General features: G+C 39.6%; 11 protein-coding genes. All 11 read right to left on the bottom strand.

Translation table 11 applies throughout. The features are described 5' to 3' along the window. Positions 1 to 157: 157 nt before the first annotated feature. Complete coding sequence (locus KSMBR1_RS19980) at positions 158 to 1,615, bottom strand: NADH-quinone oxidoreductase subunit N (protein WP_099326843.1); 1,458 nt, start codon at positions 1,613 to 1,615, stop codon at positions 158 to 160. After that, on the bottom strand, positions 1,602 to 3,239 hold the full coding sequence (gene nuoM, locus KSMBR1_RS19985) for an NADH-quinone oxidoreductase subunit M (protein ID WP_099326844.1): 1,638 nt from the start codon (positions 3,237 to 3,239) through the stop codon (positions 1,602 to 1,604). Before nuoM ends, KSMBR1_RS19980 begins: the two co-directional genes overlap by 14 nt. Continuing rightward, positions 3,236 to 5,116 carry an NADH-quinone oxidoreductase subunit L gene (gene nuoL, locus KSMBR1_RS19990; RefSeq protein WP_099326845.1) on the bottom strand — a complete coding sequence of 627 codons (1,881 nt, stop codon included), beginning with the start codon at positions 5,114 to 5,116 and terminating at the stop codon, positions 3,236 to 3,238. The genes nuoM and nuoL overlap by 4 nt, the downstream gene beginning before the upstream one ends. Position 5,117: 1 nt before the next feature. After that, positions 5,118 to 5,426 carry an NADH-quinone oxidoreductase subunit NuoK gene (gene nuoK / locus KSMBR1_RS19995; RefSeq protein WP_099326846.1) on the bottom strand — a complete coding sequence of 103 codons (309 nt, stop codon included), beginning with the start codon at positions 5,424 to 5,426 and terminating at the stop codon, positions 5,118 to 5,120. Continuing rightward, positions 5,423 to 5,977: an NADH-quinone oxidoreductase subunit J gene (gene nuoJ, locus KSMBR1_RS20000; RefSeq protein ID WP_099327140.1), complete on the bottom strand. Its 555-nt coding sequence runs from the start codon at positions 5,975 to 5,977 to the stop codon at positions 5,423 to 5,425. The genes nuoK and nuoJ overlap by 4 nt, the downstream gene beginning before the upstream one ends. Positions 5,978 to 6,001: 24 nt before the next feature. Continuing rightward, positions 6,002 to 6,517, bottom strand: coding sequence for an NADH-quinone oxidoreductase subunit NuoI (nuoI, locus tag KSMBR1_RS20005; protein WP_099326847.1), 516 nt, complete (start codon positions 6,515 to 6,517; stop codon positions 6,002 to 6,004). A gap of 35 nt (positions 6,518 to 6,552) precedes the next feature. Then, positions 6,553 to 7,527 carry an NADH-quinone oxidoreductase subunit NuoH gene (nuoH, locus tag KSMBR1_RS20010; RefSeq protein ID WP_261341115.1) on the bottom strand — a complete coding sequence of 325 codons (975 nt, stop codon included), beginning with the start codon at positions 7,525 to 7,527 and terminating at the stop codon, positions 6,553 to 6,555. Positions 7,528 to 8,008: 481 nt separating this feature from the next. Then, a complete protein-coding gene (nuoG, locus tag KSMBR1_RS20015) occupies positions 8,009 to 10,723 on the bottom strand; it encodes an NADH-quinone oxidoreductase subunit NuoG (protein WP_099326849.1) in 2,715 nt (904 codons plus the stop codon). 3 nt (positions 10,724 to 10,726) lie between these two features. Then, the gene (nuoF, locus tag KSMBR1_RS20020; protein ID WP_099327141.1) at positions 10,727 to 12,001 is read right to left on the bottom strand and encodes an NADH-quinone oxidoreductase subunit NuoF; all 1,275 of its coding nucleotides are present in this window, start codon (positions 11,999 to 12,001) and stop codon (positions 10,727 to 10,729) included. Positions 12,002 to 12,006: 5 nt separating this feature from the next. Continuing rightward, the gene (gene nuoE, locus KSMBR1_RS20025) at positions 12,007 to 12,471 is read right to left on the bottom strand and encodes an NADH-quinone oxidoreductase subunit NuoE (protein ID WP_099326850.1); all 465 of its coding nucleotides are present in this window, start codon (positions 12,469 to 12,471) and stop codon (positions 12,007 to 12,009) included. Positions 12,472 to 12,486: 15 nt separating this feature from the next. Beyond that, a complete protein-coding gene (gene nuoC, locus KSMBR1_RS20030; protein ID WP_099326851.1) occupies positions 12,487 to 14,232 on the bottom strand; it encodes an NADH-quinone oxidoreductase subunit C/D in 1,746 nt (581 codons plus the stop codon). Positions 14,233 to 14,263: the final 31 nt, after the last annotated feature.

The following is a 14,263-nucleotide window of genomic DNA, read 5'->3' on the forward strand; positions in this document are numbered from 1 at the left end:
TTGCCTCTACCAACGCCTTATCAAAGAACGAAAAACTCGCCAATGACTATTTTAAAATTAAATCCAACCGACTTAAAAAGAAATTGATCGTTTAATTTTTAACAAAGTAATGCTATTTATTCATCCAACAAAATACCCTTGTGGATATTTTGTTACGTTAAATTCCTGAACCTAATTTAATATTTATAATTGACTGAATGGCGGTAATCAATGCTGAAGGAAATATTCCGTACCAGATTAACAATACGGTCAGAATTGTTAATGCAATTCCGCCGCTCAATGGAAAAGAAATTTTTATCTTTAAAGACTTATCATATGATTCAACAACTTGTCTGTACATAGCGGTAATTATTCTTAAGTAATAGTATAATCCTACAGCACTGCTGACAACAAGCACGATCACCAAAAACCAGAGCGATGAATTAATTCCCGCCGCCAGTACATAATATTTACTAATAAAACCAATCGTGAGTGGAATTCCCGCTAAAGAAAAAAGCATCACAGTAAAAACTGCAGCAATTACAGGATGCGACCAGAACAATCCTTCATATTCCTTAATGTCTTCTGCTTCATGATCTTTAACAGACAGTACCGTAACAACTCCGAATGCACCCAGGGTAGTAATAAAGTACGCAACCAAATAAAATGTAACAGCCTGAATTCCTAAACTTCCGGTGGCTAAAAACGCAACAAGCACGTAACCAAGATGTGCGATAGATGAATACGCCAAAATTCGTTTTATATTATTTTGCCGGATTGCCAAAAGGTTGCCTATCAACATAGATGCAGCAGCTATTATTGTGAATGTTAAGATCAGAGAAGGATATTGATGTACGTTTATCTCAACGAAAAGACGCAACATCAATGCAAACATACCACCCTTAGAAACAGTTGCAATAAATGCCGTAACAGGTGCGGGTGCACCCTGGTAAACATCCGGCGTCCAGAGATGAAATGGTACTAATGCCAATTTGAAACCGACGCCGATTATGATCATTGAAAAACCGGTGACCGCTAATATCAAATTGGTATCGGGTGAAGAAATTCTACTTGTAAATTGATTGAAAGCCATTGTTCCTAATCCGCTGTAAACAAGCGCCATTCCGAATAGCAAAAATGCTGCAGATGTTGCAGCAAGCACCAGATATTTTATGCCTCCTTCCAATCCATTTTCATTAGTGCGGAAATATGAGATCAGTACATAAAGAGAAACACTTAAAATTTCCAATCCTAAAAAAAATGAAATAAAATCTATGCTTGCGACAAGCAATGAGGAACCCAATGTAGCAATGAAAAGCAAAATATAAAATTCTTCCTTATCACCTTCATATTGTTCAAAGTAACCGAATGATAAAAGAGTAACAAGAAAACTTGCCGACAGGATAAGTCCGATGTAAAAAAAAGAAAATTTATCAAAAATAAATAGTGGTACTATTGTAACCGGAGCCAAATTTGAAACTAAAATTACCGAAATTAAAGCTAATGCGAATGCGACTAAGCTGAATATATTCACAAACAAATGGCTTCGCTTAACTGAAGCAACAAGCATTATTATTATAGGTGCGGCTGCAACTATAATTAAGGGTAATATTGATTGAAACTCAATCGGGGTCACGTTTAGTCTCCATTATGCAGATTCGATTTTTGGCATGAGTCGATAATCCAGAATTCAGGTTATTCATAATAGATTTGTTATAAGCATTTCCATTTTGAAGTTGATCCTTTTTATTCATATCTAAAACTTCAGTGTTTGATGTTTGAGATTTGAAATTCTGAATGATGTTTTCTATCGAATACTTAGTAGTAGTTAAAAAAGTCTGAGGATAAATGCCAAGCCATGCAATAACAATAATCATTGCACCCATCATAATCATTTCACGAATACCAAAATCACTTATCTTCCATTCCTTTTCTCTCTTGCCATAAAAAACTTTTTGCATAATTCTCAAAGCATATATTGTTGAAGCGATCAGTCCAAATGCAGCAAAGATTGTCAAACCAGCATTCGCCTGGTAAGATCCGGCAAGAATTAAAAACTCAGCTATAAAATTTCCCAGCCCCGGTAAACCAAGTGAAGCTAATGAAAACAAAAGACCAACGCCTGCCATCCTGGGAACTAACTGCCAAAGACCTCCCATCTTGTTTATATCTCTTATATGTAAACGTTCCTGCATTGTGCCGGCAAGTACGAATAATGCGCCGGTGGTGATTCCGTGTGCTAATATTTGCATAACTACACCTTGAAACGCGAGCACATTAAACGCAAAAGCACCGATGAGTATAAACCCCATATGACTTACACTTGTGTATGCCACTAATCGTTTAAAATCAGTTTGTGCAAAAGCAAGTTTAGCCCCGTATAAAATTCCGATAGCTCCGAAGAACATTGCATAGGGAGAAATTGCAGCAGCAGATGACGGGAATAACGGAATAACAAATCTTAACAATCCGTATGCACCGGTTTTTAACAGTAAACCTGCAAGTATAACACTTCCGGCTGTCGGAGCCTCCGTGTGAGCATCAGGCAACCATGCGTGAAACGGAACGGCAGGGAGCTTAACTAAAAATGCGATTAAGAACCCACACATTAAAATGAAAGAGACGGTCGGGCTCAAGATCGTTCCAAGCAATTGCATATAATCAAAAGTATAAATGCCCGTAGCTTTTCCATGTATAAAATAAAGGACAAGAATGGCAAGGAACATCAACAAACCACTTGCCTGCGTAAAGAGAAAGAATTTAAAAGCAGCATAAATTCTATTTTCATGCCCCCATATTCCGATAAGGAAGTACATTGGGATTAGCATTACTTCCCAGAAAAAATAAAATAAGAATAAGTCCAGCGCAAGAAATACTCCGGATATTCCAGCCAGAATCCAAAGTATATTGAAGTGAAAGAAACCAATTCGTTCTGTAATTTCTTTCCATGAAGTAATGACTGAGATAATTCCGAGAAAAATAGTAAGTGCAACAAGGATTAAGCTTAAACCATCAAGTGCTAAGTGAAAATTAATCCCAAACTGCGGAATCCACTCCGTATTTAATTCTATCAACCAGACAGGCGCACGTGAGATTGAAATATTGGCAGAGTATGAAATCCATATAGATATAATAATTATAAAATCGATTATTAGCGTAATAAGAGAAATCCATCTGCAGGCATAACTACTCCATTTGCCAACAAGCCAGGCAAGCAGCCCGCCAATCATCAAAATAATTATTAGCCATGCTAAGATCATATTGCCACCACAATCGTGAAAATTATCACGGCACCGATAACGATTGCCATCGCATACCTGCGTAATTGACCATTCTGAGATACTACAAGAATCTTATTCAAAACTATGCTAAGCCATGCTATAAAAGAATAAACTTTATCAATAAAATCATTTTTATCAATCCTTGCAAAGAAGATTGCGGGAGATACGAAAATGCGATCGTACAGCCAATCAAATCCCCAGCCGTTAAATAAAAATTGAGAGATGGCAGTCTCCTTAAAACGTTCAGTGGCTTTAGAGTTTTTCAGATAAAATTGGTAAGCAAGAAAAACCCCGGCAATAGCTAACAAGGCTGTTAATATCTGGAACAATAATTCCATTCCATCGCCTTCCATTTTAAGCGTAACCACTGGAAGTACAGATTTTAACAATGAAGAAAAAGGTGCAAACCCTCCCAAAGTTTCCGGCATTTCAATAAATCCGCCTAAAATAGAAAGTACCGCTAAAACGATCAACGTAATTTTTATTCTGTTTCCCGGCTTATGGCTTACATGAGTTTTTTGTTCGCCGAAGAAAGTAACGAATACCATTCTGAAAGTATAAATGGAAGTAATAAATGCACCGATTATAGCAATAAGCCACAGCCAGGGACTTCCCTTATCGCTTGACCATGTGTACCAGATGATTGCATCCTTACTGTAAAAACCTGCTGTAATTAATGGTAAAGCTGCCAGGGAAGCGGATGCAATTAAGAATGTCCAATAAGTTACCGGAAGTTTCTTGCGCAATCCTCCCATTTTAAACATGTTATGCTCATGATGGAGTGCATTGATGACGACACCGGCAGCAAGGAATAGAAGAGATTTGAAAAACGCATGAATCATAAAATGAAAAATCCCTGCAGCCCAGGCGCCTATACCGAGAGCAAGAAACATATATCCAATTTGACTTATGGTTGAATAAGCCAGGACTCTTTTTATATCAGTTTGAGTTAATGCGCTGAATCCCGCAATGGAAAGAGTTAAAGCCCCGATTATTGCAACTGCGCTTTGAGCAACAGGAGCTAATTCAAAAAGTGTGTGAGTTCGCGCTATCAAATAAACACCGGCAGTCACCATTGTAGCGGCATGAATGAGTGCGGATACCGGCGAAGGTCCCGCCATTGCATCGGGCAGCCAGGTTTGTAATGGAAGCTGAGCCGATTTACCGAGAGCACCGCCAAGGAGCAGAAATGCTATTAACACCGCAAGCGATGATCCGACAGTCCAATTAGCAGATGCTAATTGAAGAATGTCTTGAATATTCAAAGTATTAAAATGTTTAACGAGCAGAAACAGCCCGATTGCCATTGCAGTATCACCGATGCGGGTAACAATAAAAGCTTTATTAGCAGCGTAAACATTTTCAGGTTCTTTGTACCAGAAGCCGATAAGCAGATAACTGCAGAGACCAACACCTTCCCATCCGAGATAAAGTAACAGAAGATTATCCGCTAACACTAATGTTACCATCGAGCCAATAAACAAGTTCATATACGCGAAAAATCTTGAATAGCCTTCATCATCTTTCATGAACTCAGCGGAATAAAGATGAATAAGAAACCCAACAAATGTAATAGCGAAGATAAAAATTAGCGATAGCCCATCAAGATGAAATGCAATACCGGGATTAAAACCGGAAGTACTCATCCAGATCCATAAGGTTTGATCGAAACGGTTATTAGGAGGCGGTGATGAAATAAAATTAATACCAATTAGGATTGATAAAATCGCAGGCAGCGCAACCGAGCCAACACCAATCCATGCAACAGAAGATCTGTTTATTCTTCCGCCGAATATTGCGAGCAGAAGAAACCCTAAAAATGGTATTGCCGGAATTAACCAAAGAAGATTAAGCATATCATCCTTTTAAATTATTCAATGCATCGGTATCAAGCGTTTTAAACCGGCGATGTATTCGCAGAATCAGAGCAAGCCCGACTGATACTTCTGCGGCTGCCATTGTAAGAATAAAAACAAACATTACCTGCCCTTCCGGTTGCATCCAACGCGCACCGGCAGTTATAAATGCAAGTCCTGTAGCGTTAAGCATTATCTCGATCGACATAAGCACAAAAATTATATTCCTTCTTACCAGGACGCCTATCAATCCAAGTAAAAAAAGTACAAAGGCAAGAATTAAGCTTGATTCAAACGGTATAGCTGTCATTCAGATTTTCCTTTAACTCGCAGATCAGGTTCAGTTTCTGCGAGATATCTATGTAAGATTTTCTTTTTCTCTTTTCCCAAATGATAAGCCCCAACAATGCCGGCAAGCAGTAGCATTGCTGCGAGCTCTACTCCAAGTAAGTAAGTGCCAAACAACGAAATCCCGACCTGCTTTGGACTGATTATAACGGAGTTATATTCTTGTCCGTTTATTTTAATTAAGACAATGATAAATTCGATAATCAGAATTAAAGTTAGTATTACAGGTACTATCCACATCTTAGGATTAAGTAATTGATTTTCCATCCTTGCAGCTTCACTTCCGAGGTTCAGCATCATTATCACAAATATGAAAAGCACCATAATTGCACCTGCATATATTATCACTTCGAGCGCAGCCATGAACGGTGCACCAAGAATAAAAAAGATAATTGAAACGGAAAGAAGCGAGACGATAAGATAAAGCAATGCATGTACTGCATTCTTACGCGTAATAACCATCAGCGTTGAAACAACTGCAACAATTGAAGCTATGTAAAAAGTTATGATCATAAGTTCAAATTCCAAATGATTTCATCAAGGCAGCAAGCCTTTAACATCGATAGGCGGTGATTCACTTTCCGATTCACCTTTATCTTTTCCTTTAATTGAAACGCCTGCGACCTTGTAATAATTGTAGCCGTGGTATTTTCCCTCTCCGCTGATTAATAAGTCTTCTTTTTCGTAAACAAGATTCTGCCTGTTGTATTCGCACATTTCAAAATCAGGTACAAGTTGTATTGCGTAAGTAGGACAGGCATCTTCGCAAAAGCCGCAAAAAATGCAGCGTGAAAAATTTATTCTAAAAAATTCCGGGTAACGTCTCCCGTATTCATCTTCGGTCGCTTGCAGCGAAATGCAGTCGACCGGGCAGACAGCCGCACATAAATAACAACCGACGCATCTTTCACCACCATCAGGATCGCGCGAAAGAATGATTCTGCCTCTCCATCGTGCAGGGAGTGGAGCCTTTTCTTCTGGATACTGGTAAGTAACACGCTTTCTGAACATGTGAAGAAAAGCCAACCAGATTGTTTTTAAGTTGCTTAGCATTTATTCCTCATAAATACAAAATTCAATCCTTTTTTTCATCTTGATAGAACGATTGCGCCGGTGACAAGTAAATTTAAGAGCGAAAGCGGCAAAAGTAATTTCCATCCGTAAGACATTAACTGGTCGTACCGTGGTCTTGGAAGCGACGCTCTGAGCAAAATAAATAATGAAATGAAAACAAATGTTTTAATAAAAAACCAGATAACAGGCGGAAGAAATGAGGGACCAAGCCATCCGCCAAAAAACAATGTTACCATAATAGCAGAAATTAATGTAATACCTAAATATTCTCCGAGAAAGAACATCCCGAATTTCATACCGGAATATTCAGAGTGAAAGCCTGCAATCAGTTCGTTTTCTGCTTCGGGAATGTCGAATGGTAATCGGTGTGTTTCAGCTAACCCGGCAATCATAAAAATTATAAAACCGACAAACTGTGGAACAACGAACCAAATATTTTTTTGTGCAATTACAATGTCATTCATGTTAAAAGAACCTGCAAGCATTACAACTCCCATTAAAGAAAGACCCATGAAAACTTCATAAGAGAGCATTTGTGCCGCAGCGCGAAACGAACCGATCAATGCATATTTATTATTGGATGACCATCCGCCTAAAACAACACTATAAGCGCCCAATGAAGACATTGCCAAAAAAAATAGCAGTCCGATATTTAGATCAGAAACGAATATTCCCGGTGCGAAAGGAACAACTGCAAAACTCATAAGAACGGTTATAATAACTATTGCCGGTGCAATTACAAAAACAGCTTTGTCCGCAAACGGCGGAATCCAATCTTCCTTAAAAAATATTTTTATCATGTCGGCAATTACCTGGAGCAAACCGAATGGTCCAACCCGGTTTGGCCCGTAACGATCCTGCCAGAGTGCGAGCAAGCGGCGTTCAAGCCAAATCAATCCGGTAGCAATTGTCATCACAACAATCAGCACACCGAATACTATTAATATGTAAATTAAAGTTTGGTTCATCATTTTACAATGATCTCGTATAAACCAGGATTTAATGTATCAATGACGGCTTACAGGTTAACGCCTTGTGTGCGTTTGGTGACTTCCCTGATGTTGTTCCTTCGGCAGGCTCAGGACAGGCTCTTGAGTTTGTTCAGTGACTTCGTGCTTATTCCCTTGTATGTGCCATTGAAATTATATCCGAGAAATCTGAAGCCCCTTTTGAAGCTTGTGAGTTTGGTTTTATACTCGTCCGGCTTCATTGCCAGTTTTACTCCAATGATTCCTTTAACACAGGAAAGACGTCAGACGCACGAATTCTTTTGCCACCTTCTTACTCCGGGATTCTTTTCGTAGGGAACCGATTATTACAGTTATCTCCTTTTGCATAATTACTACTCTTTACTATTTGTTGACCTACCATGATTTTGCAATATTTGTACCGGATAAACCTAATACTCCAAATGTATATAGTTCAGTAAATTCAATCTAAATCTTTTTTTTCGTTCTCTTAATTCTGTATTTAATTATTACCACCTGAAATTTTACACCAAACCGGCAGATCAAAATATTGCATGCCGTAAAGACTAACCGGAATTCCTAACATACCTTTTGGCAATCCAAGCTTTATTTTTACCGGCAAGCGAAGCCGATAATTATTTATATATAAATTGATTTCATCATCTTTTTTGATTTTTAATTTTTCAGCATTATCAAGGTTTATCGCTACATAAGGTCTTGGCGCAAGTTCTGCAATAGATGGTGAGATACTGCTTAATTCTTCCGAGCCGAAAATATGATAAACCGGAACGACAAAGAATTCACCGTCCTTAATCTTAAATGGTTCGGCTATAGCGTTGAAAAATTCGGCGTTAGTATTTTGTTTTGGCTCGATTAATCTTTTCCCCGGCTCGCCGCCGTGCAATTCACCACCGACTTCTATCTGATATTTATTTATTGCCTGAACCGAGTTCCATCCGGGCGACCAGTAAAATGGTATCAAGGAAGAAGGCGGCTCACCTTTGTATCCTTCCATTGTATAGGACAATGGTGAATCGGGATCTTCAGGCGGCTTGGGCTCACTCACATTTATATTTGCATGCATAGCCGTTCTGCCGCTGTAGCGTTGAGTTTCGCGTGGAATTTTTTGTCCTGCAATTCTAAAATCAGGTGGTGGAGTAATCTTTTGAATCCCTTCGAACTTTGGAAACGATTCAACAAGTTCAATGAGAAAGTCGTTAAAGTTTTTCAATTCGGATTTGCTGCTGGACTTTGCCAATTCAATTCCATCTAACCATCGCCAGCCTTCAAGCAAATTTGGATTTGAAGAATGATAAGCTTGATAATATCGCTGCGCTCTTCCTTCATTATTCACAAACGTTCCATCAGACTCCGCAAAAGTTCCTACCGGAATTATTGTCCCTGCTTTTGAGGTTGTACTATTCTCCAAACTATCAAGAACAACAATATTTTTACACTTATTAAAAAAAGCATCCACCGAGTTTTTATCTGCTCTCCGGTAAAGATCATTTTCCAAAATTATTACTGTTTCCGCATTACCTTTTTCAACAGCGTCAAATGCATCATTAAGACTCTTTCCGCCAAGCATTGCAGTGCCTAAGCTATTCGCTTCCGGAACTACAAAAGAAAGTTCTGCGGCTTTTCCGGAATTGCACAAAGCCCAAGCAACATTAGCCGCAGCATGAAGTATGTTTTCATTAAAACAGCTAATGCCGGAAATAATCAGCGGTCTCTTTGCTTCTTTTAAAGCAAGAGAAATTTCTGTAACAAGTGAATGAATTTGTTTTGAAGGATTATTTATTTTGGGAGCCATGTTATCCAGAAGCGAAGCAACTTCAAATCCAAGCATTGCAATTTCATCAGGAAAACAGCGGATAGTTTTTGTAGCAACGTCATCAAGTTTTGTTTCGTATAATGAAGCGATGAATAACGGACCCTTTTCATTTTGTGAAACGCTCCTAACGACTGCATCCTGCCATTCTGGAATATTTGTGCCTTTAATTTTTTCGAATGACTTTTGCCTTATTGATTGCCGCACTGCCAGAGCAAGCATTGGTGCAGTATTGGTGAGGTCTTCCCCAAGAATAAGAACGGCATCAGCTTTCTCAACTTCCTTAAGTGATGGAGTTCTAGCCGCACCATTCTGTAAAATATCAAGAATAGTGTTTGTTAATTTTAATTCTTTTCCGGAAATCCCCTGAAAGAAATTATTATATCCCACAAATTTTTTTAATGCGAAATTCGATTCGAGTGATGCCCGCGGTGAGCCGATGCCGATCACTTTATCTTTGCCGGAAAAAAGTTTTGCAACGTGCGATTGCATATCCGCTTTATCAACTTTTTCTAAATTTCCGTTTTCCTTTCTTAACGAAGGATCTTTTATCCTTTTAGTGTCGTTTACAAATTCGTAGCCGTATCTTCCCCGGTCACAAATAAAATAGCCGTTTACTTGTCCATTATATCGGGATCTTATTCTGCGAATCATACCGTATCTTTCTCCAGTAATCGTGTTGCAGCCCAGACTGCAGTTAGTGCAGATTGAAGGCGCTGTAGAATAATCCCATTTTCTTGTAAAATGTTTTTTTAAAGACTTGTCGGTAAATACTCCGGTAGGGCAGACTTCAACCAGGTTGCCGCTAAACTCATTTTCTAAAACTCCATCTTCATGCCTGCCGAAGTAAACATGGTTATGTGAAGCCATATTATCAAAGTCTCTTCCACCCGCATAATCTCTGTAAAACCGAACGCAGCGGTAGCATTGAATACAGCGGTTCATCTCGTGGTTAATGAATGGGCCAAGGTGTTGATTCCGGTAAGTTCGTTTTTTGAAAACAAATCGTCTGTAATTATGTCCGGTAATTACCGTCATATCTTGCAGATGACATTCGCCGCCTTCGTCGCAGACCGGACAGTCGTGAGGATGGTTTGTCATCATCCATTCGTTAACACCAGCGCGAAATGCTTTTGCTTCTTCTTCAAATACACCTACACGCATTCCTTCTTTCACGGGTTCCATGCAAGCCATTACGATCTTGCCCTTGGTATCACTTTCATCGCGGTAGGTTTTTACGCCACACTGGCGACAAGCTCCAACAGAGCCCATAGCAGGATGCCAGCAAAAATATGGGAGATCCAATCCAAGCGACAGACAGGACTCAAGAAGACTCTTCTTAGGATCAACCTCGTATTCTTTATTATCAATAATAATTTTTACCAATTTTTACCTCCACGGGCATTTTTTTTCATTTATGTGTCTCACGTAATCTTCACGAAAATATTTTATAGAACTTTGAAGCGGCTCTACAGCACCAGGTGCCAGCGCACAGAAAGTTCTTCCGGGACCCAGATTCACAGCATGAAAAGAAAGTATATCAAGGTCTTCTAATTTACCTTTGCCTTCTTCAATAGAAAGAAGAATTTTTTCAACCCAGGGAAGACCCTCGCGGCAAGGCGTACACCAGCCGCAGGATTCCTGAGCAAAGAAATGTTCAAGATTGTGAACCATTCCAACAGGACAAGTTTTATCATCAAGAATTATTAATGTTCCTGTTCCAAGTCTGCTGCCGGCTTTTTCAACTGAAGAGTAATCCATATTAACATCAAGATGCTCCTCAGTAAGAAAATCCGTTGATGCACCACCAGGAAGGATTCCCTTTAATCTAAATCCTTCTTTCATTCCTCCGGCATGTTCAAAAATTATCTCGCGCATTGAAGTGCCCAGCGGAAGTTCCCATGTACCAGGATTTTTTACTCGCCCGCTGACTCCATAAATCTTCGTTCCGCCGACACCGTTAAGGCTTAAGTTTTTGAACCATTCCGAACCATTATTAACAATGTGTGAAACGCAACAAAGAGTTTCTACATTATTTACGATTGTAGGTTTACCGAACAACCCGCTTACTGCCGAATACGGAGGCTTTGAACGCGGTATTGCGCGCTTGCCTTCCAGTGCTTCCAAATGTGCAGTTTCCTCGCCGCGGATATACCTGCCGATACTTGTATGAAGATATAATTCTAAAGCATAACCAGAACCCAAAATATTTTGCCCTATATAACCAGCTTGTTCAGCTTCTGCAAGAGCTTTAAATATTAATTCCGCTGCTTCCTTGTAAGCCCATCGTAGAACAACATAACTTTTGTTCGCCTGGATTGCGTATGCGGCAATGATCATACCTTCAATCAATTGATGAGGGTTTCCTTCAAGAAGCAAGCGATCTTTAAATGCTCCTGGTTCCATTTCATCGGCATTGCAAATAAGATACTTATCTTTTGGCGCATCGTCTCCTAACGGGACGAAACTCCATTTCATTCCGGTTGGAAAGCCTGCCCCGCCTCGTCCTCGTAAGTTGGAATCCTTAATTATTTTTTGAACGTCTTGAGGCTGCATTTCTTTCAATACTTTGCGTAATGCCTGGTAGCCGCCAGCTTGTTCATATTCTTTTAAATTCATCGGCGGCTTATTTGCCTTAATATGTTGAGTTAAAGGAGTTTCCATCTGCATCAACTATATTTTTCTAAAATCGGATCAAGTAAATCCGTCGTTAAATCTCTGTAAAGATCATTATCAATCATAAGTGCTGGTGCATGATCGCAAGTGCCGAGGCATGATATTGGAAGTAGTGTAAATTTGCCATCGCTTGTTGTTTCGCCAAACTTAATACCAAGTTTTTTATTCAGGTAATCTAAAATTTGATTGTAGCCGAGTATCCAGCAGCTTACACTGTCGCAAACTAAAATAACATGTTTACCTACTTTTCTCCTGAAAATAAGGTTATAAAAAGTGGCAACACTGTCAACTTCATCCGGAGTAATTTCTAAAAATTCTGCGATGTCTTTTACACCATCATCCGAAACCCATCCGCGGTGTTTCTGAACAATTTTTAACGCCTCTATAGTGGCAGCCTTTTTATAAGGTACGATCTTTAATTCTTCTTCAAGGTCTTTTTGTTCTTCAACCGATAACATAAATTATCCGAAAGTTTATCTGTCAATATCTGCTAAAACAAAATCAATGCTTCCTAAAATTGAAAGCAAGTCAGGAACCGTGTAACTGCGGCTTATAAAAGGAACCATCTGCATGTGCGGGAACGACGGCGTGCGAACTCTCGTTCTATAAGATGATGTATTTCCATCACTGATCAGATAGTAGCCGTTGTTTCCTTTGGTTGCTTCGATTCCAAAAAATGCTTCACCGGCAGGAATAACCGGTCCCCACGTTACTCCAAGAAAGTGAGTAATTAAAGTTTCAATGTCATGCATTGTCTTTTCTTTACGCGGCGGCGTTGCCAGAGGATGATCTGATTTATATGGCCCGGACGGCATGTTCTTTACGCATTGCTCTATTATTCTAATGCTCTGCCGCATCTCCTCAATTCTAACTATTGCGCGGTCATAGCAATCTCCATTCTGCGCAGTTGGAATATCAAACTCAAATTGATCGTAACCGGAATAAGGTCGCTTCTTCCTGAAGTCCCATTCAAATCCGGTTGCTCTTAAGCCGGGCCCTGTTACACCCCATTCAATTGCTTCTTCAGTATTATAGATACCGATACCGATGGTTCTCCCTTTGAATATCCGGTTCTGCATAACCATCGTGTCATATTCTTTTAATCTTTTCGGAAAATAGTTGATGAAATCCTTTACTAATCTGTCCCAGCCGTTTGGAAGGTCGTCAGTAACGCCGCCTATCCGAAACCAGTTCGGGTGCATCCTGTCGCCGCAGATCGCTTCGATAATTTCAAATACTTTTTCGCGGTCACTGAACATATAAAACACAGGCGAAAGTTGACCGATATCCTGGGCAAATGTTCCATACCAAACAAGATGACTTGAGAGCCGGAACAATTCGCAAAGCATTATTCTAATTACCTGCGCTCTCTCCGGGATTTTTATTCCTGCAAGTTTTTCTACTGCTAAAAGATAAGCGAGGTTATTCATTACACCGGCAAGATAATCAATCCGGTCTGTGTATGGAATGTATGTATGCCATGACTGCCTTTCACCCATCTTCTCTGCACCGCGATGATGAAACCCAATATCGGGAACAACATTTAAAATCTCTTCGCCGTCAAGCTGAAGAACTAATCTCAACACACCATGCGTACCTGGATGCTGGGGTCCTATATTTAAAAACATGAAATCAGAATCTTCACTTTCTCTTTTCATCCCCCATTCTTCGGGATTAAAATGAAGCGCCTGATTTTCTCTTTCTTCTTTTTCTTTCGGCAATTGAAACGGTCCCATTTCCGTAGCACGGGCAGGATGTTCTTTCCGTAGCGGATGTCCTTCCCAGGTTAAGGGCATTAAGATTCTTTTTAAATGCGGGTGACCATCGAATTTTATTCCGAACATATCGTACACTTCCCGTTCGTACCAGTCTGCATTAGACCATACTTTTGTAATTGTCGGGAGTGATGGATACTCACCTTTAAGCGGAACTTTAATTCTTATATCATCATTTCTTTCGAAAGAAAGAAGATGATAGACAACCGTGAAATCACCTTTGGGTATTTCCACTCTTTTTGCACGGGTTCTTTCGTCTATCGCAGTCAGATCGTACAGCATACGGTATGGCTTTGAAACTTCCGTTTTCAGAAAACTAATCACATCAATCAACTTGTCTTTCGAAACCCAGATGGTTGGAAATTCGTCACTGGTTTTTTGTTCGGTAATTTCAGATCCACCAAACCTGGTTTTTAGTTTCTCAACGATAGCGGAATCAGTCATAAATCATTTATAAAAAAAATAAATTATTCTT

The organism is Candidatus Kuenenia stuttgartiensis (genome assembly GCF_900232105.1).
Lineage (GTDB): Bacteria > Planctomycetota > Brocadiia > Brocadiales > Brocadiaceae > Kuenenia > Kuenenia stuttgartiensis_A.

Bases quoted from the DNA above. Each gene is read 5' to 3' on its own strand.
- nuoM (WP_099326844.1), bottom strand. From the start codon at position 3,239: ATGATCTTAGCATGGCTAATAATTATTTTGATGATTGGCGGGCTGCTT.
- nuoL (WP_099326845.1), bottom strand. From the start codon at position 5,116: ATGCTTAATCTTCTTTGGTTAATTCCGGCAATACCATTTTTAGGGTTT.
- nuoK (WP_099326846.1), bottom strand. From the start codon at position 5,426: ATGACAGCTATACCGTTTGAATCAAGCTTAATTCTTGCCTTTGTACTT.
- nuoJ (WP_099327140.1), bottom strand. From the start codon at position 5,977: ATGATCATAACTTTTTACATAGCTTCAATTGTTGCAGTTGTTTCAACG.
- nuoI (WP_099326847.1), bottom strand. From the start codon at position 6,517: ATGCTAAGCAACTTAAAAACAATCTGGTTGGCTTTTCTTCACATGTTC.
- nuoF (WP_099327141.1), bottom strand. From the start codon at position 12,001: ATGGAAACTCCTTTAACTCAACATATTAAGGCAAATAAGCCGCCGATG.
- nuoE (WP_099326850.1), bottom strand. From the start codon at position 12,471: ATGTTATCGGTTGAAGAACAAAAAGACCTTGAAGAAGAATTAAAGATC.
- nuoC (WP_099326851.1), bottom strand. From the start codon at position 14,232: ATGACTGATTCCGCTATCGTTGAGAAACTAAAAACCAGGTTTGGTGGA.